At 67.9% G+C, this 22,508-nt stretch carries 21 protein-coding genes; 15 read left to right on the top strand and 6 right to left on the bottom strand.

Translation table 11 applies throughout. From position 1 onward, the window contains the following. Positions 1-135: 135 nt before the first annotated feature. From ACTPOI_RS10770 to ACTPOI_RS10745, 6 genes are all read left to right on the top strand, one after another. Positions 136-987, top strand: coding sequence for a PhzF family phenazine biosynthesis protein (locus tag ACTPOI_RS10770; RefSeq protein WP_440108642.1), 852 nt, complete (start codon positions 136-138; stop codon positions 985-987). Then, positions 984-1,700, top strand: coding sequence for a VOC family protein (locus ACTPOI_RS10765; protein ID WP_440108640.1), 717 nt, complete (start codon positions 984-986; stop codon positions 1,698-1,700). The genes ACTPOI_RS10770 and ACTPOI_RS10765 overlap by 4 nt, the downstream gene beginning before the upstream one ends. Positions 1,701-1,752: 52 nt before the next feature. Continuing rightward, complete coding sequence (locus tag ACTPOI_RS10760) at positions 1,753-2,739, top strand: threonine dehydratase (protein ID WP_440108638.1); 987 nt, start codon at positions 1,753-1,755, stop codon at positions 2,737-2,739. 345 nt (positions 2,740-3,084) lie between these two features. After that, positions 3,085-3,294, top strand: coding sequence for a hypothetical protein (locus ACTPOI_RS10755; protein ID WP_069103822.1), 210 nt, complete (start codon positions 3,085-3,087; stop codon positions 3,292-3,294). 206 nt (positions 3,295-3,500) lie between these two features. Further along, positions 3,501-3,860, top strand: coding sequence for an RNA recognition motif domain-containing protein (locus ACTPOI_RS10750; protein ID WP_440108636.1), 360 nt, complete (start codon positions 3,501-3,503; stop codon positions 3,858-3,860). A gap of 165 nt (positions 3,861-4,025) precedes the next feature. After that, a complete protein-coding gene (locus ACTPOI_RS10745) occupies positions 4,026-4,697 on the top strand; it encodes a histidine phosphatase family protein (RefSeq protein ID WP_440108634.1) in 672 nt (223 codons plus the stop codon). Between the two features lie 1,157 nt (positions 4,698-5,854). Here ACTPOI_RS10745 and ACTPOI_RS10740 read toward each other — a convergent pair. From ACTPOI_RS10740 to ACTPOI_RS10730, 3 genes are read right to left on the bottom strand one after another with little or no spacing between them, the layout of a single operon-like run. Next, the gene (locus ACTPOI_RS10740; protein WP_440108632.1) at positions 5,855-6,706 is read right to left on the bottom strand and encodes a creatininase family protein; all 852 of its coding nucleotides are present in this window, start codon (positions 6,704-6,706) and stop codon (positions 5,855-5,857) included. Positions 6,707-6,724: 18 nt separating this feature from the next. Next, entirely contained in the window at positions 6,725-7,060 is a 336-nt protein-coding gene (locus ACTPOI_RS10735) for a hypothetical protein (protein ID WP_440108631.1), read from the bottom strand. Between the two features lie 5 nt (positions 7,061-7,065). Further along, on the bottom strand, positions 7,066-7,590 hold the full coding sequence (locus tag ACTPOI_RS10730; protein WP_440108629.1) for a DUF1569 domain-containing protein: 525 nt from the start codon (positions 7,588-7,590) through the stop codon (positions 7,066-7,068). A gap of 212 nt (positions 7,591-7,802) precedes the next feature. Between ACTPOI_RS10730 and ACTPOI_RS10725 the strand changes: the two genes are divergently transcribed. The 6 genes from ACTPOI_RS10725 to ACTPOI_RS10700 all read left to right on the top strand — a co-directional run bounded on the left by ACTPOI_RS10725 (position 7,803) and on the right by ACTPOI_RS10700 (position 17,763). Further along, a complete protein-coding gene (locus ACTPOI_RS10725; RefSeq protein ID WP_440108627.1) occupies positions 7,803-8,561 on the top strand; it encodes an alanyl-tRNA editing protein in 759 nt (252 codons plus the stop codon). A gap of 325 nt (positions 8,562-8,886) precedes the next feature. Further along, positions 8,887-12,720 carry a DUF748 domain-containing protein gene (locus tag ACTPOI_RS10720; RefSeq protein WP_440108625.1) on the top strand — a complete coding sequence of 1,278 codons (3,834 nt, stop codon included), beginning with the start codon at positions 8,887-8,889 and terminating at the stop codon, positions 12,718-12,720. A gap of 161 nt (positions 12,721-12,881) precedes the next feature. Further along, positions 12,882-15,119 carry a protein-disulfide reductase DsbD family protein gene (locus ACTPOI_RS10715; RefSeq protein WP_440108623.1) on the top strand — a complete coding sequence of 746 codons (2,238 nt, stop codon included), beginning with the start codon at positions 12,882-12,884 and terminating at the stop codon, positions 15,117-15,119. 30 nt (positions 15,120-15,149) lie between these two features. Then, the gene (locus ACTPOI_RS10710) at positions 15,150-15,782 is read left to right on the top strand and encodes a thioredoxin family protein (protein WP_440108621.1); all 633 of its coding nucleotides are present in this window, start codon (positions 15,150-15,152) and stop codon (positions 15,780-15,782) included. 54 nt (positions 15,783-15,836) lie between these two features. Continuing rightward, positions 15,837-16,352 carry a CoA-binding protein gene (locus ACTPOI_RS10705; RefSeq protein ID WP_440108620.1) on the top strand — a complete coding sequence of 172 codons (516 nt, stop codon included), beginning with the start codon at positions 15,837-15,839 and terminating at the stop codon, positions 16,350-16,352. Positions 16,353-16,440: 88 nt separating this feature from the next. Further along, entirely contained in the window at positions 16,441-17,763 is a 1,323-nt protein-coding gene (locus tag ACTPOI_RS10700) for an O-acetylhomoserine aminocarboxypropyltransferase/cysteine synthase family protein (protein WP_440108618.1), read from the top strand. A 71-nt stretch (positions 17,764-17,834) separates the two neighbouring features. On the opposite strand, the gene ACTPOI_RS10695 is transcribed toward ACTPOI_RS10700, so the two are convergent. Then, positions 17,835-18,635, bottom strand: a complete 801-nt coding sequence (locus tag ACTPOI_RS10695) for an IclR family transcriptional regulator (protein WP_440108616.1) — start codon at positions 18,633-18,635, stop codon at positions 17,835-17,837. Positions 18,636-18,773: 138 nt separating this feature from the next. Here ACTPOI_RS10695 and ACTPOI_RS10690 point away from each other — a divergent pair, with 138 nt between their 5' ends. The 3 genes from ACTPOI_RS10690 to ACTPOI_RS10680 are packed head-to-tail and all read left to right on the top strand — an operon-like array spanning position 18,774 to position 21,715. After that, on the top strand, positions 18,774-19,730 hold the full coding sequence (locus ACTPOI_RS10690) for an MBL fold metallo-hydrolase (protein ID WP_440108614.1): 957 nt from the start codon (positions 18,774-18,776) through the stop codon (positions 19,728-19,730). A 27-nt stretch (positions 19,731-19,757) separates the two neighbouring features. Next, positions 19,758-21,425, top strand: coding sequence for an FAD-dependent oxidoreductase (locus tag ACTPOI_RS10685; protein ID WP_440108612.1), 1,668 nt, complete (start codon positions 19,758-19,760; stop codon positions 21,423-21,425). 17 nt (positions 21,426-21,442) lie between these two features. Beyond that, positions 21,443-21,715, top strand: coding sequence for a DUF2783 domain-containing protein (locus ACTPOI_RS10680; RefSeq protein ID WP_440108610.1), 273 nt, complete (start codon positions 21,443-21,445; stop codon positions 21,713-21,715). 30 nt (positions 21,716-21,745) lie between these two features. On the opposite strand, the gene ACTPOI_RS10675 is transcribed toward ACTPOI_RS10680, so the two are convergent. Continuing rightward, a complete protein-coding gene (locus ACTPOI_RS10675; protein ID WP_440108608.1) occupies positions 21,746-22,315 on the bottom strand; it encodes a DUF2062 domain-containing protein in 570 nt (189 codons plus the stop codon). Next, positions 22,312-22,470: a hypothetical protein gene (locus ACTPOI_RS10670; protein WP_440108606.1), complete on the bottom strand. Its 159-nt coding sequence runs from the start codon at positions 22,468-22,470 to the stop codon at positions 22,312-22,314. The genes ACTPOI_RS10675 and ACTPOI_RS10670 overlap by 4 nt, the downstream gene beginning before the upstream one ends. Positions 22,471-22,508: the final 38 nt, after the last annotated feature.

The raw sequence follows: 22,508 nt of genomic DNA, 5'->3' as shown, positions 1-22,508 counted from the left end.
CCCGGCCCAGCGGCTGAGCCCACCTTTCTTTCTACCGATGGCGCGCTGAAGGCCCCGGTGATACCACCGGCACGCCCCCGGCGTGCGCGACTGCGACCCTTTTCTTTTCTTCAAGCCACTTCCGGAACCACTGCCATGCACCAGCGCCCCTTCAAGCAAGTCGACGTGTTCACCGCCACCGCGTACCGGGGCAACCCGCTCGCCGTGGTGCTGGACGGCACCGGCCTTTCGACCGAGGCCATGCAGCACTTCACGAACTGGACCAACCTGTCCGAAGCCACCTTCGTGCTGCCGCCCTCGCCCGAGGGCCGCGCTGCTGGCGCGGACTACCGCGTACGCATCTTCTGCCCCGGGCGCGAGCTGCCGTTTGCCGGCCACCCCACGCTCGGTACCTGCCACGCATGGCTGCAGGCCGGCGGCCAGCCGCAGGTGGCGGGGCGGGTGGTGCAGGAATGCGGCGTGGGCTTGGTTCCACTGCGACAGGACGGCGACCGGCTGGCATTTGCAGCGCCGCCATTGATCGAAAGCGGCCCGCTGCCGGAAGCCGAGGTCCAGCGCATCGCACAGGGGCTGGGCCTGCAGCGCGCCGACATCCTGCACCACGCCTGGTGCAACAACGGTCCGCGGTGGCGCGGCCTGATGCTGCGTAGCGCCGAACAGGTGCTGGCGCTGCAGGTGCCGCGCAGCGACGCCTTGGCCGGGTACGAGATCGGGGTCGTCGGGCCCAGCCAGGAACCCGGCATTGCCCTGGAGGTGCGCGCCTTCTTCCCTGGCAGCCACGGGCTCATCGAAGACCCCGTCACCGGCAGCCTCAACGCAGCCATGGCGCAGTGGCTCATCGGCGCGGGCCTGGCACCTGCACAGTACGTGGCCGTCCAGGGCACCTGCCTGGACCGTGCGGGGCGCGTGCATGTGCAGCAGGATGGCGGCACGATCTGGATTGGTGGCAGCAGCGTGACCTGCATGACTGGCGAGGTGCTGCTGTGACCACCGTGATCGCCGCGCACCCAGCCTGCTTGGACCACCTTGTGGTGCTGGCGTCCGACCTGCCGACTGGCGTGGCATGGTGCGAACGCACGCTGGGCATCACGCCCACGGCGGGTGGCGAACACCCGCTAATGGGCACGCACAATCGCATCCTGAACATCAGCAGCGCAGCCCATCCCCGTGCGTACCTGGAGATTATTGCTATAAATAGCATAGCTGCCAGCACAATAGAACCGGGCGCCAGGCGCTGGTTTGACATGGATGATGCCGGTTTGCAGTCGCAGGTGGCCGCCCACGGCCCGCAGCCCATCCATTGGGTGGCCAGCGTGCCAGATATCGGCCCGGCGCGCGCAGACCTGGCGGCGATGGGCATTGACCGCGGCCCGATCCTCACTGCCAGCCGCCCCACGCCCCATGGCCTGCTGCAGTGGCAGATCACCGTGCGCGACGATGGCCAGCGCCTGCTGGACGGCTGCCTGCCCACGCTCATCCAGTGGGGCGCCGTGCACCCGTGCGATAGCCTTGCGGCCAGCGGCGTGCAACTGCAGCAATTGCGGCTGGAGCACCCCCAGGCCTCCACGCTGCAGGCCGCGTGCAATGCCCTGGACCTGGCGCACGCTGCCACCATCTGCGTTGGCAATGTGCCGCGCATCACCGTGCAGCTGGGCACGCCGCGCGGCCCCGTCACGCTGTCCTCCATCGCTACGGGCTGACCACGGCTGCGCGCTTCGCCCCCGCCCATCGCCCCCTGCACAAGGCCATTGCATGAACACCCGCCTCGACCCCACTGCGCTTTTACCCACCCTGGCCGACATCGAAGCCGCCGCCGAGGTCGTGTACCGCGACTTCGCCGCCACGCCCCAGTACCGCTGGGCGCTGCTCAGCCAACGCCTGGGCACCGACTGCTGGCTCAAGCACGAGAACCACACGCCGGTGGGCGCATTCAAGATCCGCGGCGGGCTGACCTATTTCGACCAGCTCGCGCAGCGTGATGCCTTGCCCAGGGAGGTCATCAGCGCCACGCGCGGCAACCACGGCCAGAGCATGGGCTGGGCCGCGCGGCGCCACGGCGTGGCCTGCACCATCGTGGTTCCGCGCGGTAATTCAGTCGAGAAGAACGCTGCCATGCGCGCGCTGGGTGTCACGCTCGTCGAGCATGGTGAAGATTTTCAGGAAGCGCGCGAGCACGCCAAGCACCTGGCGCAGCAACGCGGCGCGCACATGGTGCCCAGCTTTCACCCCGACCTGCTGCGCGGCGTGAGCACGTACTGGTGGGAATTTTTGCGTGCCGTGCCGCAACTGGATGTGGTGTACGTGCCCATCGGCCAGGGCTCGGGCGCGTGCTCGGCCATTGCGGCCAAGCTGGCGCTGCAGCACCCGGTGCGCGTGGTGGGCGTGGTCAGCAGCCATGCCACCACCTATGCCGATTCGCTGGCGGCCGGCCGCGTGGTCGCGGCGCCCGTCACCACCCAGCTGGCCGACGGCATGGCCTGCCGCGTGGCCGATGCCGAGGCCCTGGCCGTGATGGCGCCGCACATCGACCACATCGTGCAGGTGAGCGACGCCGAGGTGGCCGCCGCCATGCGCGCCCTGTTTGCCGACACGCACAACGTGGCCGAAGGCGCGGGCGCCGCCGCGCTGGCTGCCGCGTTGCAGGAACGCGATGCCCTGCAAGGTCAGGTGGTGGGGTTAGCGCTGACCGGCGGCAACGTGGACGCGCCCGCGTTTGCCAGTGCACTGCAGGGGGCGTGACCCCGTGCATCGCCTGCCGCCTGCGCCGCGGGTGCGCACGCTGCAGCGCCCGCGCTCAAGCCCTTAAAAAGGCCTTTTTAAAACTTGAACGAATATTGGAAGCATTCCAAATTCCATTTCAGATATACTCAACACCTCGCGGGCAGTGCCATCTGGCAAAACGCATAGCCCGCACTGCCTGCACCGGGCCCACAACCGGCCCGTGCAAGCTGCCTTTTGCGACCGTGGTCGCCCAGTGGGTCTGTTAGAGCTGCAGCCCACCCAGTCCCTTGATGCTCACGCGGGCCGATCCGGTTCACCCGCGATCCCGTTTGATTGAAGCCAATTCCAACCTCCGCCATTTCCATGGGCCAGTACGTCGTTTCGCCCGCGACACACCCGACCGACTGCGGCCGCTTCCGCGCCTCGTTTGCAGTCCAGCGCTCCCAGAGCACCGGCGGCTATTGCCGCGTCTTCCGTTTTGACAAGGTCTTTGCATCGCCCCATGCGGCCCGGCTTTTTGCCGTGACCCAGGGCTGGCTGCAGACCTGCATGCCGCACCCACCGGCCTGCTGACCGATGCACAACCCCTGCACGGCCATCGTGGCTGCACGCACCGCTGCACGCAGCCCGGCCATGCGGACACGGCCACACCACTTTTCCCGCGGACCTGCACCCCAGGCGCATGTCCATATTCCCCCGATGCTGCGGACTTCGTGTCTGCACACCGCACCCCAACGGTGCGCCCATCATCGCGCGCCACTTTTCAGAAAGGCTCTTTCATGAGCAGCAAAATCTACGTGGGCAACCTGCCCTACTCCGTCACCGACGCCGTCCTGGAGAGCAACTTCTCCGAATTCGGTGGCGTGTCTTCCGCCAAGGTCATGATGGACCGCGAAACCGGCCGTTCCAAGGGCTTCGGCTTTGTGGAAATGGCTTCGGCTGACGTGGCGCAAGCCGCGATCACGGCCCTCAACGGCATGTCGGTGGACGGCCGTTCCATCGTCGTGAACCTGGCCCGCCCGCGTGAAGCAGGTGGCGGCGGCAACGGTTCGGGCGGCTACAGCGCTGCCGGCTACGGCGGTGCCAAGCGTACCGACGTGGGCTACGGCAACGGCGGCTACGGCGGTGGCCGTTACTGATCACGCCATACCGGCAACGGTGTGAGAGACCGGCCCACTGGGCCGGTTTTTTTTCGCCTTGGCGGAGCGCACCGGATGCTGCAAAGCAGCATCCATGCTCCTGAATAAATAGCACCAGTCGCCCCAGTGACAAGCTGTCCAGCGGTTTGTTTTGACAATCTGCCCATGGGAACCCTCTACCTTGTGCGCCACGGCCAGGCCTCGTTTGGCGCGGATGACTACGACGTGCTCAGCCCCCGCGGCCACCAGCAGGCGGTGCGCCTGGGCGAATACTGGCGCGCCCGCGGCATGGCATTCGACGCGGTGATGACCGGCACGCTACGGCGCCACACCGAAACACTGGACGGCATTGCCAAAGGCCTCGGGAACATCCCGGAGGTCACGCGCTGGCCGGGCCTCAACGAGTACGACAGCCACGCGCTGATCGCAGCCATCCACCCCCAGCCCCTGGGCAAGGCCGACACGCCCGAGCTGTACCGCGCGCACTTCCGCATCCTGTGCGATGCGCTGGCCCAGTGGATGGCGGGCGTCATCAGTCCGCAGGGCATGCCCAGCTGGAACGAGTTTTCAGCCGGCGTGCGCGCGGTGCTGGACCATGTGCGCCACCACCACGCCGGTCAGAACGTGCTGCTGGTGAGCAGCGGCGGCCCCATTTCCACCGCGGTGGGCGAGGTGCTGGGCACGGCACCCGAGGTGACGATTGCGCTGAACATGCGCATCCGCAACAGCGCAGTGACGGAGTTTTCGATTGCGCCCAAGCGGCTGATGTTGCAGACGTTCAATACGTTGCCGCATCTCAATGAGATGGAGCATGTGGAGTGGGTGACGCATGCTTGAGGCGGCGTTTTTGAGTGGTTTGGGTCGGTAGCGCTTGTTTTTATTGGCTGCATAGCTATTATATTTATAGCAATAACTCAGAGTGCTTCGCTCTTCGGGCTTGTTCAGGGCGAGATGGTTACTGCACGCCGTTCAGTAAGGGGCCTTGCTGGTGACTGTCTGCATTCCTGCATTCCTGCATTCCTGCATGTCTGCATGTCTGCATGTCTGACGGCGTGCTTCAGTGGAGGGCGGAGGCCGGGAGTCGCCCGGCAGGCGAGTCCCTTTCTTTCGCGTCGCCGAAAGAAAGGAACCAAAGAAAGGGCGACCCCACTGTCTGCGTCCCCTGCGCTTCGCTCCGGGGCAACCTGCGGTGCTCGTGCGTGGGGCGCGCTGCGGAACTCGCTGCGCGCCTGCGGCGCTCCGCTCAGACAGCCGCAGCGAGTCAGTCCACGAAGCGTGTGTCCTTCGGCACACGCCGCCCCACGCCCTGCGCTCCTCGGCGCACACAGAGGGGATGGGGAGCGGACATCTATTCGGGCCATTGCTTCGCTCGGCCCCATCTCGCGGGCGCACGCGCCGCGCGCTGGTAGCCGCCGCTGAAGCCGGGCGCGGCCGATGCCGGGTCGAGCGCAGCGATGACCCGTGTGGCTGTTCGGCTGTTCGGCACCCCACCCCCTTCTGGCTGCGCCTGCGCCGGGGCAGTTGCGGGGTGGCAGTCGCGCAGGTGCGCGGCTGCTTCGTGATCTGACTCGCCGCGGCTGTCCGAGCGGCGCGCGCAGCGCAAAGCGAGTTCCGCGGCGCACCCCGCAACCGCACCGGCGCAGGTCTGCCCCTTCGCACCGCGAAGGGGTCGCAGACTGAGGGTCGCCTTTTCTTTGCTTACTTTCTTTTGGCGAAGCAAAAGAAAGTGAGTCGCAAGCCGGGCGACTCCCGGCTCCCGCCCTGAGCACAGGCATGGAATAGCCACAACAAACGCAACCTGAGACGGGCTCAGCCCGAACGGGTGGGACTCAATCAGCGTTCAGGCCTCAACGGACTGACCGCGAACGGGCGGCGATGTCCCGCCACGTAATGAAAGCAACCTCGCCAAAAATCGATGGCAGAACCACCAGAAAACCCATGATCCACCGCATCACGCGGGCGGCTGCCAGCCCCCTGCGACCAAGAAGCGACGGCTACACCCGCACCGTCCCCAACGGCAGCGCCACCACCTCCCCCAGCAACGCCGCCAGCGCCCCCCCCGCCGCCTCCACCACAGCCCCGCCCTTCTCAGCCGTAGCTGCATCCGACTGCCCCACAGCCCCACTCGGGTGGTAATCCTGCATGGCCCAGCCCATCTTGGCGCTCTTGCCGTTGCCCAGAATCGCGTAGCGCTCAGCGCGGTCCTGCGAGGTGGACCGGAAGTTTTGCGCGTGCTCCATGCGCACCGTGGCGGGGGCCAGGTGCAGCATCATCGACGTCTCGATCTCGCCGGCATGGATGCCAAACCGGTGCTCTTCCGCGCTGAACTGGCCTTGCACGTCAGCCGGCAGTGGCAGGCTGAACCAGCTGGCGCTGTACACCAGCAGGCCGTGGCGCTGGCGCAGCTCGCGGGCCACGATGTCCATCACGGCCACATTGCCGCCGTGGCTGTTGAAGATCAGCAGCTTTTTGACGCCCGTACGCGCCACACAGGCACCGAGTTCGGTCCACAGCGCGATCACCGTGGCGGGCGACAGGGTCAGCGTGCCGGCAAAGCCTTCGTGCTCGGTGCTCAGGCCCACGTCCTGTGGCGGCAAGAACAGCACGGGCAATGAAGGCGGCAGGTGCGCCACGGCAGCGCAGATCACGCCCTGCAGCAGGGTGGCATCCACCGACAGCGGAAGGTGCGGACCATGCTGTTCGGTGGCGGCCACGGGCAGCACGGCCACGACATGTTCGGCCTGGCCGCTGGCCTGCAGGGCGGAAAAGTCGCGGGTGGAAAGGTCTGCCCAGAAGCGGGAAGGCAGGGGCGGAAAAGACGTGGCGTCGGCAGCGGCGGCGTTCATCCGCGCATGGTAGTTCAGTCAGGCCAGCCAGTACGCAACATGGCCTGCCGCGGCCACCAGCAGTGCCGCCACGGCTGCGGCAGTGAGGCGGGTCGGAACGCTGCCGTGGCGCTGCCACCCGAGCAGGCCCAGCCCCAGGAGCACCACCACCCCCCAGATGGCAGCCAGTGCCACCCACACCACGCCCACATAGGTGCAACCGAAGCTCTCGCAGCGCAACCCGAACGTGGCGCGCGACAACGCAGCCATCACGGCCAGCAGCACCCACACGGCCCATCCCGCGTGGCGCAGCAGCCGGCGAGGCCAGCGCTCGGGGGCCTCGCTCGCGCGGCTTTGTTTGGCGCAAGGGTGCATGGCGTTCAGACGTGCAGCAGGATCTCGTCCTGGTGATTGGCGATGTGCAGGCTGTGCGCCTGGGCAAAGCGCGCCCTGTCCAGTGCGCCATAGGCAAAGTGCGGGGCCAGTGCACCCTGGTGGCGTTCAAAGCGTTCGATCGCGGCACGCAGGCGGGCGGCGGCATCCGGCAGGCGGGCATCCAGCCGCAACGCAGGGGCGCCGGGAATGGGATCGGCCAGACCATGGTGCATGCGGCCGCGCCAGCTGAACACGGCAAACGCCGCGGCTCCCAGCGTGTGCTGGAACACGGCACTGCGCGGCTGGGGAAAACCGTCCATGCTCATCTCGATGCTTTGCGCCAGGTGCTCCAGCACGGCCGGCAAGGGCCATGCGCCGGTAGTACGGGCTTGGCGCGCGGCCACCACGCGGTCCAGCCAAAGCTGCGCATCGGCGAGGCTGGCGACGCGTGGCTCGTCGGCCAGGGCCATGCCCGACAGGGTCGGCACGGCGGCCATCAACGGGATCTCGAGCAGGGTGCGGCGGTTCATGGCTGCCATCGTAGGGGCCGCGCCGGAGTCCGTCTGTCGTGTGCCTGCCACTTCCGCGCTGCACTGTCAGCTGCCAGGAGCGACATGCGCGCACAAGCGCAAGCCCATGAAAGGCCCCTGCAAGCGCCCTGCTCGGTCACCCCGCCAGTAGTCAGCCGTCAGCCGTCACACCGGAGGCTGCCGCGCCGATGCTGCAGGGATACCATCGCACGATGACCCAAGACCTCTTCCGCCAAGACGCCTACCTGCGCGAATGCAGCGCGCACATCACCGCCCTGCTGCCGGACACCGGCGGCATCGTGCTGGACCAGACGGTGTTCTACCCGCTGGGCGGCGGCCAGGCGGGAGACAGCGGGCATCTGGTGCTCGCCGACGGCACAGCCATCGCCATTGCCGACACCCGCAAAGGCAAGGATGCAGAAGGCACGCCCACCCTGGATATCGTGCACATCCCGGCGCCCGGCCAGGATGACCTGCTGGCCCGGCTGGCCGTGGGCATGCCCGTGACGGCCCGCATCGACTGGGAACGCCGCCACCGCATGATGCGGCTGCACACCACCTCGCACCTGCTCTGCCATGTCGTGCCGCAGCTGGTCAACGGCTGCTCCATCACACCCGACTACGCGCGGCTGGACTTTGCCATGACCGACCCGCTGGACAAGGACACCCTGACCGCCGCCATCGCAGCCCTGGTGGCAGCCGCGCACCCGCTCACGGTGGCTTCCATCAGCGACGAAGAGCTGGACGCCAACCCGGCCCTGGTCAAGAGCATGAGCGTGCAGCCCCCGCGCGGCACGGGGCGCATCCGCACCATCCGCATCGGCGGCAATGGCAGCGCGCCGCTGATCGACCTGCAGCCTTGCGGTGGCACGCATGTGGCCAACACCGCAGAGATCGGCCCCATCGTCGTGACGAAGATTGAGAAGAAAAGCGCCACCACGCGCCGCGTGGTGCTGGGCTTTGCCCAGTGATCGAAGCGAAAGGCGGTTTTCTTCGGGGTGCTCTCATTTGCGCAAGCGCAAGTGAGAAGCACCAGAAGCGGTGTGGTGGCCACCACGCGCCGTGTGGTGCTGGGCTTCGCCCAGTGAGCAAATGCTTGCGAATCAGGGGCCAGCCGGGTCAAAGTCAACAATTTTGAGCCCGCGCAGGCAACTGTTGCAAAGCCTTACCCGGCGCCGAGGCCAGCGGCGAAAATAGGGAGCCGTACGCGGAGGTCATCCATTCGCACACCCGTCGCCGCGCGCTTTTTCCCCCACGCTTTCATACGTCCATCGGGCCACCCTGCCCGCCCCTGTCATGCCGTTCTCCTTCCGTCCGATTCCGCTTGCGGCGCTGCGCGAGCACCGCTGGGCACGCCCGGCCCTGCGCACACTGGTCGGGCTGCTTGGCCTGTGGCTGCTGGCGTGGCTGGCGGTACCGCCGCTCGTCAAGTCGCAGCTGGAGCGGGTGGCCAGCGACAAGCTGGGCCGGGTCGTGACGGTCGGCGCGGTGGACTTCCGGCCTTGGTCGCTGGAATTGGCGCTGAATGACGTGGCCGTGTCCGGGGCTGACGCTGGCGGACTGCCGCAACTCACCATCGGCCGCATCTATGCCGACGGCGAGCTGCAGTCGCTGCTGCGCCTGGCGCCGGTGGTGGATGCCTTCACCGTCGACAGGCCGGTGCTGCGCCTGCGCCACCTCGGCGGCGGCCGCTACGACGTGGATGACATCCTGGCCCGGCTGGCAGCCCGGCCCAAGGACACAACCGCCCAAAGCCCCGCGCGTCTGGCGCTGTACAACCTGGCGCTTACCGGCGGCAGCATCGACTACACCGACGACAGCGTGACTGGCGGCAAGGCCCACGAAGTGCGCGACCTGGCGCTGCGCGTGCCGTTCCTGAGCACGCTCAATGCCACCCACGAAATCCGCGTGGAGCCCCACCTGTCGTTCGCGCTCAACGGAAGCCGGTTTGACTCGTCCGCGGCCAGTACGCCCTTTGCGCAAACGGGCCGCAGCGAGGCCACGATCCGCTGGGAAGGCCTGGACCTGGCGCCCTACCTGGCCTACCTGCCCGCCAGCCTGCCCGTGAAGGTGCACAGCGCCACGCTCGATATGGACGTGAAGGTGGCGTTCGAGCAGCACCCGCGCATGGCGGTGAAGCTGTCGGGGGCCGTCAATGCACGCGGCGTGCGCCTGACCGACCGGCAGGACGGCGACATCCTGTCGTACGAATCGCTGAAGATCGACATGGCCGATGTGCGGCCGCTGGAGCAGGTGGTGCATCTGAACCAGCTGGAGCTGACAGCCCCCGTGGTGACCCTGGCGCGCAATGCGGCGGGTCAACTGAACATGGCTCAACTGGGGGCCTCTGCACCGGGTGCGCAAGCTGCGGCACCAGCCACGCCGGCGGCCAGCGCGGCCAAGGCCACCGGTGCAGCGGCCACCCCGTGGTCCGTGCGCGTGGCCAAGGCCGCCGTGCGCGGCGGCACCGTGCGCTGGGCCGACCAGGCCGTGCGCCCTGCAGCCGCACTGCAGGCCACCGACGTCACGCTGGAGCTGGCCGACCTGGCCCTGCCGATGGAAAAGCCCTTCACCTTCAAGGGCGCCCTCAGGCTTCAGGAGGGCGGCCTGAGCTTCTCGGGCGAGGCCAGTGACCGAAAAGCCAGCGTGAACGCATCGCTGCAGGCGCTATCGCTGCAACTGGCGGCGCCCTATCTGGCGCAGTTGCTGGAGCCCGCGGTGTCGGGCCAGCTCACGGGCGACTGGGGCCTGCAATGGGAAAAGCCAGCCGAGCCCGCGGTACCCGCCAAGGCCGGGCAGCCCGCCGCCAGCGGCATCACGCTGACAGCCGGCCCGCTCGCGCTGGAGCAGTTTGCGCTGCGGCAGGGCAAGACCACGCTGGCCAGCGTGGGCCGGCTGGCGGTGGACGGTGTGCGCGTGCCGCTGGACGAGCGCACCGCCACGCTGGGCCGCGTGGCCGTGGTGCAGCCGCAGGTGAATGTGGAGCGCGCTGCCGACGGGCGCTGGATGTTCGAGCGCTGGGCCAGGGCACCAGCCACCACCGTGCCCGATGGCGCGGCAACCACTACAAGCACTGCAAGTGCAGCAACCGCCGCCGATGCACCCGCCAGCCCCCCGGCCGCACCGTGGAAGATCCGCGTGGCCGACTTTGCGCTGGAGCGGGGCACGGTGGCCTTTGCCGACCAGGCCCAGCCGCGGCCCGTGGCGCTGGAGGTATCGGGCCTGCAGATGGCGGCAACGAACTGGGCCAGCGATGGCGGCAAGCCCGAGTCGTTCCAGATCTCGGCCCGCACGGCGGTGCCGGCCCCGGCCTCAGGGAACGCCGCCGCGCCCGGCAAGCTCGATTTCAAGGGCACGCTGGCCATGGAGCCGCTGTCACTGCAGGGCCGGCTGGACCTGGCGCGGGTGCCGGTGCATGCGTTTGATGGCTATCTGGCGAGCCAGTTGTCGATCGAGCTGCTGCGCGCCGACTTGGGTTTCCAGGGCCAGCTGGCCGTGTCGCAATCCGCGCAGGGCACCAGCCTGCGCCTGGCGGGCGATGCCGCGGTGGATGCGCTGCGGGCCGACAGCACAGCGGCATCCACCCCCAAGACCGAGGCCCAGGTAGGCCGCGAACTGGTGTCCTGGAAAGGCCTGAGCCTGCGCGGCCTGGCCGTGGCCACCGCGCCCGGTACGGCACCACGGATCGAGATCAAGGAAACGAGCGTCATCGACTTGTTTGCCCGGGTGACGGTGAACGAGGCTGGCCGCATCAACCTGAGCGACATTGCCACGCCGCCCGCGCAGGTGCAGGCCCTGGCGCAGGCCCGCGCGGCCGGGACGACCGCCCCGGCTGGCATACCCGCAGCCACCTCCGTCGCGACTGCGGCTCCGGCAACCGCCGGGCCCGCATCCGCGCCCACCACCACGTCGGCAGCGCCCGTGACTGCGCTGGCACCTGACCCCCTGGCGCCGGTCGTGGTGTCGGGGCCCATCAGCCTGGTCAACGCGCAGGTGATCTTCTCGGACTTCTTCATCCAGCCCAATTACTCGGCCGACCTGACGCAGCTCACGGGGCGCCTGGCTGCGTTTTCATCGCAGGCCAACGCAGGCGATCCGGTACTGGCCGACCTGGAACTGCGCGGCCGGGCCGAGGACTCGGCCTCCATCGAGATCACCGGCAAGCTCAACCCGCTGGCCAGGCCGCTGGCGCTGGACATCACCGGCCGCCTGCGCGACCTGGAGTTGCCGCCGCTGTCGCCCTACGCCGTGCGCTACGCGGGCCACGGCATCGAGCGCGGCAAATTGAACATGGACGTGAACTACACCGTGCTGCCCAGCGGCCAGCTCACAGCCAGCAACCGGCTGGTGCTGCACCAGCTCACGTTTGGCGAACCCGTGCCCGGCGCACCCGGCAGCCTGCCCGTGAAGCTGGCCGTGGCCCTGCTGGCCGACCGCAATGGCGTGATCGACCTGGACCTGCCCATCAGCGGCTCGCTGAACGACCCGCAATTCCGCCTGGGGCCGGTCATCGGTCGCATCATCGTCAACCTGATCGGCAAGGCCCTGACCTCGCCCTTCAGCCTGCTGGCCAGCGCCCTGGGCGGCAGCGGCACCGAGCTGAGCCAGGTGCCTTTTGCGCCGGGCAGCGCCACCCTCACGCCCGAGGCCCGTGAGAGCCTGGCCAAGGTGGTGGCGGCCCTGAACGACCGGCCGACCCTCAAGATCACCGTGACCGGCACGGCCAGCCTGAAGGACGAGCGCGAGGGCCTGCAGCGCGAACGCCTGCGCCAGCGCGTGCTGGCCGAAAAGCGCCGCGCCAACCCGGCCGATACATCCCCGGTCACCGACGCCGAATACCCCGCCCTGCTCAAAGAGGCGTACCGCCGCGCCGACATGGCCAAGCCGCGCAACCTGGTGGGCCTGGCCAAGGAGCTGACCACCGCCGAGATGGAAGCACTGCTGATGGCCAGCCAGCCCGCCACCGATGCGATGGCGGCTGAACTGGCGCAAGAGCGCGGCCAGGCCGTGCGCGCATTCCTGGTGGCGCAAAAGCTGCCGCCGGAGCGCCTGTTTGTGGCGGCCCCCAAGGCCGGCACCCCGCCCGACCAGTGGACGCCGCGGGCCGACCTGAGCCTCAAGGCCGAATAGCCCCGGCGGGGCTGTGGCCCGGCCCGGCCGTCGCCCCCCCAATCAGGGGCTTGCAGACCAGGGCTGCGCCAGCAACCGTGGCGCAGCACAATGGCGCACCCGACGAAATGCCCCGGGGCGGCCGGAACCAACCGCCCTGCGCCCGCTCCCACACTGCAACCATGCCCTACCGCCTGCTCCACCGCCTTGCAGTTACTCTGCTTTTGATAGCTGCCAGTGCTTATTGGACAAGCGCTAGCGCCCAATTTGGCTCCAAATCGTCCTCTTCCGCAGGCAGCAGCGTCGTCACCACGCCCTATGTGCGGGCCGAACTGCTGGCCCATGCACCCCAGGGCGTGGCCCCCGGCCAGCCGCTGTGGCTGGGCCTGCAGATCACGCACCAGCCCGAGTGGCACACCTACTGGAAGAATCCCGGCGACTCCGGCCTGCCCACCGACCTGGCCTGGACCCTGCCCGCAGGGCTGGACGCGGGCGAAGTTGCATGGCCCGTGCCGCGCAAGATTCCCATCGGCACGCTGGCCAACTATGGCTACGAAGGCACGGTGCTGCTGCCTGTGCCCGTGACAGTGGCCAGCACCTTTGCGCCCGGCCCGCTGGCGCAAGAGGCCACCATCCGGCTGCGCGCCTCGTGGCTGGTGTGCCGCAAGGAGTGCATCCCCGAAGAAGGCGAGTTCACGCTGCAGCTGCCCATCAAGAGCACCACCGCGCTGCACACCGCGGCGTTTGAGGCGGCTGCCACGGCGCAGCCCCGCCCGGTGATGGCGGGTACGAACGGCATCATCCCCGACAGCCAGGCGCAGGTGGTGGATGGCAATGCGCTGCAGGTCAGCGTGCAGGGCCTGCCCACCGCGCTGCGCGGCAAGTCGCTGGACCTTTTCCCCGAGACCAGCGAAGTCATCGACAACGCCGCGCAGTGGAGCCAGAGCTGGAACGGCAGCGTGTGGACGGCGCGCATCCCCCTGGCCGCGCAGCGCAGCAACAGCCCCAGCGTGATGCCCGTGGTGCTGGCCGTGCAGGACGGCGGCCACGGCGCCCGCGAGGGCTACCGCGCCGAGCTGAAGGTGCTCGGCACCTGGCCGGCCGTGGCCAGCATGACCGCCGTTTCGCCTGCGCTGGAGGCGGCGCTCAAGGCCAACGCCGCCGCGGCGGCCGGCACCGTAGCGCCGCCCACGGGCGCATCAGTCCTGACCCTGGCCGTGGCCTTGCTGGGCGCGCTGCTGGGTGGCCTTCTGCTCAACCTCATGCCCTGCGTATTTCCGGTGCTGGCGATCAAGGTGGTGGGCTTTACCCAGCATGCGCAAGACCGGCGCGCCCACCGCATTGGCGGGCTGGCGTACACCGCGGGTGTGGTGCTGTCGTTCCTGGCGCTGGGCGGGCTGATGCTGGCCCTGCGTGCGGCGGGCGAGGCTGTGGGCTGGGGCTTTCAGCTGCAGTCACCCGCCGTGGTGGCGGGGCTGGCGGCGCTGTTCACGCTCATTGCACTGAATCTGGCGGGCGTGTTCGAGTTCGGGCATTTCCTGCCGTCGTCGGTGGCCAGCCTGCAGGCGCGCCACCCGGTGGCCGACAGCTTCCTTACCGGCGTGCTGGCCGTGGCCGTGGCGTCGCCCTGCACGGCGCCGTTCATGGGCGCATCGCTGGGCCTCACGGCCACGCTGCCCGCTGCGCAGGCACTGGCGGTGTTTGCCGCGCTGGGCCTGGGCCTGGCGCTGCCCTACCTGGCGGCCAGCCTGGTGCCGGCCGTGGCGCGCGCCCTGCCCCGCCCCGGCGCGTGGATGGACACCTTCCGCAAGCTCATGACCTTCCCGATGCTGGCCACCGTGGTCTGGCTGGTGTGGGTGCTGGGCCAGCAAAGCGGCATCGACGGCGCGGGCGCGCTGCTGATATTGCTGGTGGGCATGTCGCTGGTGGTGTGGGCGCTGTCGCTGGCGGGCCGCGCACGCATCTGGATGGGCAGCGTGGCCGTGGCTGCCATGGCGCTCATGCTGTGGGCGTTTGCACCGCATGTCACGCGCGTGGCGGCCGAGCCCGCAGTGGCGACAGCCCCGGCTGGCAGCCCCGTTGCTCGCTGGCAGCCCTGGGCACCCGGCGCGGCCGAAGACATTGTGGCCAGTGGCCGCCCCGTATTTGTGGACTTCACCGCCGCCTGGTGCGTGACCTGCCAGTACAACAAGAAAACCACGCTGGCCAATGCCGACGTACTGGCCGACCTGCAGGCGAAAAACGTGGCCCTGCTGCGCGCCGACTGGACGCGCCGCGACCCCGCCATCACCGCCGCCCTGGCCGCACTGGGCCGCAGCGGCGTGCCGGTGTACGTGTTCTACCGCCCCGGCAAACCGCCCGTGGTGCTGACCGAGATCCTGACTGTGGACGAAGTGCGCAGCACCATCGCCACGCTGTGACCGTTGTTTGCCAACCTTGAGGAGACCGTCATGCCACTGCTTCGCCGCACCCTGATTGCCACTGTCGCCCTCGGCGCACTTGCCACATTCGTTGCATCCGGCGCCCACGCGGCCGCCACCGTCGGCCAGCCCGCGCCTGACTTTGCGCTCAAGGACACCAGCGGCAAAACGGTGCGCCTGTCGGACTTCAAGGGCAAGCACGTGGTGCTGGAGTGGACCAACCCCGGATGCCCCTTCGTGAAAAAGCACTACGACAGCGGCAACATGCCCGCCACGCAAAAGGACGCCACCGCCAAGGGCGTGGTGTGGCTGTCCATCAACTCTACAGAAAAAGCCAGTCGCGACTACCTGGACCCCGCCGCACTCATGGCCTGGAAGACCGAGCGCAAGTCGGCCCCCACCGCCGTGCTGATGGACGAGGAAGGCACCGTGGGCAAAAGCTACGGGGCGCGCACCACGCCGCACCTGTACATCGTCAACCCGCAAGGCCAGCTGATCTATGCGGGCGGCATCGACAGCATCCCGTCGGCCCGCGCCGCCGACATCGAGCGGGCCACCAACCACGTGAAGGTGGGCCTGGCGGAGGCGCTGGCCGGCAAACCGCTGTCGGCAGCCACCACGCAGCCGTATGGCTGCAGCATCAAGTACAAGTCACCGGCCTGAGCGCCGCCGCCTTCGGGCAAGCCGCGAGCAAGGTCCCATGCGTACACTGGCCCCATGCTCCGCACCCCCGACACCATCAGCACCCTGCGTGACATCCTGACGCACTGCCGCACCCTGGCGGTGGTGGGCCTTTCGCCGCAGTGGCACCGGCCCAGCTACTTTGCGGCCAACTACATGCAGGCGCACGGCTACCGCATCGTGCCGGTGAACCCGCTGGTGGCGCGGGATGGCGGCTCCATCCTGGGCGAGCCGGCGTACGCCAGCGTGACCGAGGCGGCTACCGCGCTTGCCGCGCAGGGCGTCAAGATCGACATGGTGGACTGTTTTCGCAAGAGCGAGGACATCCCGCCCCTGGCCGAAGAAGCGATTGCCATTGGCGCACGCTGCCTGTGGCTGCAGCTGGGCGTGGCCAACGAAGCGGCGGGCCTGCGCGCCGAGGCCGCGGGGCTGCAGGTGGTGCAACACCGCTGCGTGAAGATCGAGCACGCGCGGCTGTTTGGCGGCCTGGGCTGGATGGGCGTGAATACCCGTGTCATCAGTGCCAAGCGGCTGCGGCAGCTGCCGTACTAGCGGGCTGTCAGGCAATACGCCAGATACTATCGAATTGATAGCTTCACAGGCATATGAAACGTGCGCTTGCAGCTATTTTGACTAAAAAATGACTGATAACACCTCTCCTGGCGGCGACCGCGCCTTCGGATTTGGTACCCGCGCCATCCACGCCGGTGCCCAGCCCGACCCCGTGACCGGCGCGCGCGCCACGCCCATACACCAGACCACGAGCTTCGTCTTTGACGACGCCGAGCACGCGGCCAACCTGTTCAACCTGGGCACGTTCGGCCATGTGTACAGCCGCATCACCAACCCCACGGTGGCGGTGTTTGAAGAGCGCATGGCCAGCCTCGAAAACGGCCGCGCCGCCCTGGCCTGCGCCAGCGGCATGGCGGCGCAGATGGCGGCACTGCTGGCCATCCTGAAAACCGGCGACCACATCGTAGCGGCCAGCACGCTCTACGGCGGCACGGTGGGGCAGCTGGGCGTGGGCTTTTCGCGGCTGGGGATCGAGACCACGTTTGTGGACCCGGCCGACCCCGAAAACTTTGCCCGCGCGGTGCGGCCCAACACCCGCGCGTTTTACGGCGAAACCATCGGCAACCCGCTGGTCAACGTGCTCGACATCGCAGCGATTGCCGACGTGGCCCACGCGCATGGCGTGCCGCTGGTGATCGACAACACGGTGGCCAGCCCCTACCTGTGCAACCCGCTGGCGCTGGGTGCCGACATCGTGGTGCACAGCGCCACCAAGTACATCGGCGGACACGGCACCACCATGGGCGGCGTGGTGGTCGAGGGCGGCAAGTTCCCGTGGGACAACGGCAAGTTCCCCGACATGGTGGAGCCCAGCCGGGCCTACCACGGCGTGAAGTTCTACGAGACCTTTGGCGACTTCGGCTACACCATGAAGGCGCGCATGGAGGTCAACCGCACCTTTGGCGGCGTGCTGTCGCCCATGAACGCGTGGCAACTGCTGCAGGGCGCCGAGACGCTGCACCTGCGCATGCGCGAGCACTGCCGCAATGCGCTGGCCGTGGCGAAATTTCTGCAAGGCCACCCGCAGGTGGCGTGGGTCAACTACCCTGGCCTGCCGGATTCGCCGTACTACAGCCTGGCGCAAAAGCAGTTCCGCGCGGTGGATGGTGCGCCGGGCGCCTCGGGCATCCTTACTTTTGGCGTGAAGGGTGGCGCTGCGGCGGGCGAAAAATTCATCGACGCCTGCGAGTTCCTGAGCCACCTGGCCAACATCGGCGACGCCAAGACGCTGGTGATCCACCCTGCATCCACCACGCACCGCCAGCTGAGCGACGAAGAACTGGCCAGCGCAGGCGTGAGCGCGGACATGGTGCGGCTGTCGGTGGGCATTGAGGATCTGGATGACATCCTGTGGGATGTGGACCAGGCGCTGGGGCGGGCTCTGCGTTGAAACGCTATATTTTCAATAGCAACAAGGGAAGAGATACCCAGCGCTACCGCGCCAAAACGCACTGAATCGCGTCAGCGGGGCGCCCCCAGCCGCTGCGAGAGACTGCGCGACGCCTCGCGCAGGTGCAGCGCCGCAGGGCTCGCGGGCCCGGTCTGCAACGTGGCGCTGGGGCCGATCACGGCAATGCACAGCACCAGCTGCCCGAAGCCATCAAACATCGGGGTTGCCAGCGCGCTGATGCCGGGCAAAAGCTGGTCGGTCACCTCGCTGATCTGGTGCGTGCGCACGGCGTCCAGCTCGGCGGCAAACGCGGGCTCATCCAGCGCTCCGGCAAACCCTTCGGCCGCCAGTGCCGCCGCGACCCGATCGCGCGGCCCGAACGCCGCAAATACCTTGCCCGTGGCCGTGTGCCGCACCGAGGCCGTGGTGCCATGGCGCATGGCCACGTACACGGCAGTGGGGCCTTCTTCGACCCGGATGATGGTGGGGCCGTTGTCGCCCCACACAGACGCCGACACGGTGTAGCCGATGCGCTGGGCCAGCGCGGGCAGTTCGGCAATGGCCAGGCGCACCGGGTCCACCTGCTGCAGGCTGATCAGGCCCAGCTGCATGGCCAGTGGCCCCAGGCCATAGTGACCGCTCACGGCGTCCTGCTCGATGAGGCCCAGCTTGCCAAAGCTGACCAGATACGGGTGGGCCTTGGCGGCCGTCATGTCCGCCGCGCGGGCCAGGTCCTTGAGCGCCATGCGCCGGCCGGTGCGCGCCAGCACCTTCAGCAGCTGGCCGCCCACCTCCACGCTCTGGATGCCGCGCGGGCTGCGGGGGGTGTCTTCGTCGTCGGACGGGGACAGGTCGGGTACATGGGCAGACATGGGGAGATTGTCGCCCGCAGTTGCGGGCGCCTTGACACGCGTGTTTATACCTATGCAAATCCGTTAGACATGAACAAATGGCCTGCTTATGATCAATACATTCCGTTTAGTACAACGCATTCGTTTTTATCGAACACCATGAACACCAAGAATTTTGCCTCCGCCGCCGACCTGGAAGTCAAGAAGGTGAGCTTTGACAAGCTCTCGGACCACGCCTACGCGTACACGGCCGAGGGCGACCCCAACACCGGCATCATCATTGGCGACGACGCCGTGATGGTGATCGACACCCAGGCCACGCCCGTGATGGCGCAGGATGTGATCCGCCGCATCCGCGAGGTGACCGACAAGCCCATCCAATACGTGCTGCTGTCCCACTACCACGCAGTGCGGGTTCTGGGCGCGAGCGCCTATGGCGCCGAGCACATCATTGCCAGCGAAGACACGCGCGACCTGATCGTGGAGCGCGGCCAGTTCGACAAGGACAGCGAGATCGGCCGCTTTCCGCGCCTGTTCCAGAACGTGGAGAGCGTGCCGGACGGCCTGACCTGGCCCACGATGACCTTCAACAAGAAGATGACCCTGTGGCTGGGCAAGCTGGAAGTGCAGATCCTGCAACTGGGCCGCGGCCATACCAAAGGCGACACGGTGGCCTGGCTGCCGCAGGAAAAGATTTTGTTCAGCGGCGACCTGGTGGAGTTCGATGCCACGCCGTACGCGGGCGACGCGTATTTCAAGGACTGGCCGCAGACGCTGGACAACCTGGCCGCCCTCAAGCCCGAAAAGCTGGTCCCGGGCCGTGGCGCCGCGCTGCAAACGCCCGAGCAAGTGCAGGCGGGTCTGGCGGGCACGCGCGCCTTCATCAGCGACCTGTACGAAAGCGTGAAAGCCAGCGCTGCGCAAGGCGAAGACCTGCGCAAGGTGTACGAGGCCACATTTGCCAAGCTGCAGCCCAAGTACGGGCACTGGGTCATCTTCAACCACTGCATGCCGTTTGACGTGACCCGCGCGTACGACGAGGCCACGCAGTACCCCGACCCGCGCATCTGGACCGCAGAACGGGATATCCAGATGTGGAAGGCTTTGGAAGGTTGAACCGCTGAGGGTGGAGGAGACGAGAACATGAACCCCAGAGACATTCCACCAGAGGCCTTCCACGCCAGCCGCGCCGAGGTGCAGGCCCTCGACTTCGGTTACGTGCGTTCGCCCGACCAGGATGGCGCCACGCCCGCGCAGCACCCCGTTGTGGTCATTGGCGCGGGCCCCGTGGGCCTGTCGCTGGCCATCGACCTGGCCCAGCGCGGCCAGCGTGTGGTGGTACTGGACAACGACCACAAGCTCTCCATCGGCTCACGCGCCATCTGCTTTGCCAAACGCACGCTCGAAATCTGGGACCGCCTGGGCGTGGGCCAGCGCATGGTGGACAAGGGCATCTCGTGGAACCTGGGCAAGGTGTTTTTGAAAGACGAGCAGCTGTACGCGTTCAACCTGCTGCCCGAAGAGGGCCACGAGCGCCCCGCCTTCATCAACCTGCAGCAGTACTACGCCGAGGCGTATCTGGTGGAGCGCGCGCTGCAGCTGCCGGGCATCGACATCCGCTGGCACAACAAGGTGACTGCGGTGGATGCGCGTGAGGAAGGCGCGCTGCTGAGCATCGACACGCCCGGGGGCGCCTACCAGATCGACGCACAGTGGCTGGTGGCATGCGATGGTTCGCGCTCGCCCACGCGGCAGATGCTGGGGCTGGAAAGCAAGGGCCGCATCTTCCAGGACCGCTTTCTGATTGCCGACGTAAAGCTGGCGGGAAGTGCAAACTTTCCGACCGAGCGCTGGTTCTGGTTCGACCCACCGTTCCATCCCAACCAGAGCGTGCTGCTGCACCGCCAGCCCGACAACGTGTGGCGCATCGACTTCCAGCTGGGCTGGGACGCCGACCCCGAGGAAGAGAAAAAGCCCGAGAACATCATCCCCCGCGTGAAGGCGCTGCTGGGGGCGGATGCGCAGTTCGAGCTGGACTGGGCCAGCGTCTACACCTTTGCCTGCCTGCGCATGGACCGGTTCGTCCACGGCCGCGTGGTGTTTGCAGGCGACAGCGCGCACGGTGTTTCGCCCTTTGGCGCCCGCGGCGCCAACAGCGGTGTGCAGGACGCCGAGAACCTGGCCTGGAAGCTCGATTGGGTGATCAGCGGCCGCGCGAGCCCTGCGCTGGTGCGCACGTATGGCCCCGAGCGCGAATACGCGGCCGACGAGAACATCTGCAACTCAACCCGGGCCACCGACTTCATCACGCCCAAGAGCGAGGTCAGCCGCCTGTTCCGCGATGCCGCGCTGCACCTGGCGCGCGAGCATGCGTTTGCGCGGCGCATCGTCAACAGCGGGCGGCTTTCGGTACCGGCCACGCTACTCCACTCACCGCTGAACACACCCGACACGGACGCGTTTTTGGACACCCAGGTGCCCGGTGCCGTGCTGCTCGATGCGCCGCTGACCCGGCAGGGCCAGCCCACCTGGCTGCTGCGCGAGCTGGGGCCAGATTTCACGCTTCTGGTGTTTGGCCCGGCACCGACATGGGCCCATGACCTGCCTGGTGTGAAGGTACTGCAGATCGGCATCGACGTGATCGACCCGCAGGCGCTGGCGTCGCAGCGGCTTGACGCGCAGCCCGGCACTGCGTACCTGGTGCGGCCCGACCAGCATGTGTGCGCACGCTGGCGCACGCCCACCGAAACCGCCGTGTGCGGTGCACTGGCCCAGGCCACTGCAGCCACCGCCGCCATCACCGGTCCATGACAAGGAGCGACACGCCCATGCTGAACACCGCCCCCAATCTGCAGGCCTGCGACGACTTCTATGAAACGCTGATCAAGGCGCACGAGGGCCTGAGCACTACCGAAAGCCACGCCATGAACGCGCGCCTGGTGCTGCTGCTGGCCAACCACATTGGCGATCAGGCCACGCTGCAACATGCGCTGCAACTGGCGCGGGGTGCTGATGCCCTTGGGGCGGCTCAGGTAGCACCTGAAGGCATCACGCCCGCGGTGCCTTCGCACACGCGGGCTCAAGCTCCAACCGCTGCCTGACCGACAGCGCCAGCGACATCCGGAGACAGGTCAGGCGTCCGGGCTGGACAGCATGGTCCTGAACTTTTGCCAGCGCCGCTTGCGGTGCAGGGCCGGAACCAGCCACAGGATGTGCACCAGCGCATAGCCCAGTGCGGCAAAGGTAAGGCCCATGGTGGGCAGACCCACCAGCAAGGGTACGCCCAGGGCCTGCATCCAGCCGCCCATGGCCTCCACCGAGAAGCCGCCGCCCTCGGGGCTCCACGCGGGCAATGGTTGCTCACCTGGCATCACCAGGGCACCCATGTGGAACGCCAGCACGTACAGGGGCATGATGGTCAGCGGGTTGGTATAGAACGTGGCCACCGCACCCGCCACCACGTTGCCGCGCAGCCACGCACAGACCCCCAGGGTGCCCGGGATCTGCAGCGGCCCGGGAATCAGCCCGCAAAACAGGCCAGCGGCCACGCCCAGTGCCAGCGGCTGGCGCTGAAAGCGGAACAGCGCGCGCCGTTCCAGCCAGGGCTGCAGGTGCGCAAACGGGCTGTTGCCCAGGTGGTTGCGCACCCGCGGCTCCAGGCCACGCAGCCAGCGCCGCAGGGCACACAGGCGTTCCATCATGCGATCAGCGCCGCCGCTGTGCCTGCACCCCACAGCGTGGTCAGCGCCGCCAGAAGCCCCACGTCACGCTTTTCATTGCCGGATCGGTGGGAAATCAAGGTGGCGCCGGCCAGCCCCACCAGCATGAAGATCATCACGGAATCGAACATGTCCATCATTGGTCTCCTGTTGAGGGCCCTCAGGCCCCCGGGTG

The sequence above is a fragment of the Acidovorax sp. BL-A-41-H1 genome (genome assembly GCF_051942715.1).
Note: the sequence above shows the minus strand (reverse complement) of the source record. Positions and strands in the feature narration are given on the sequence as shown.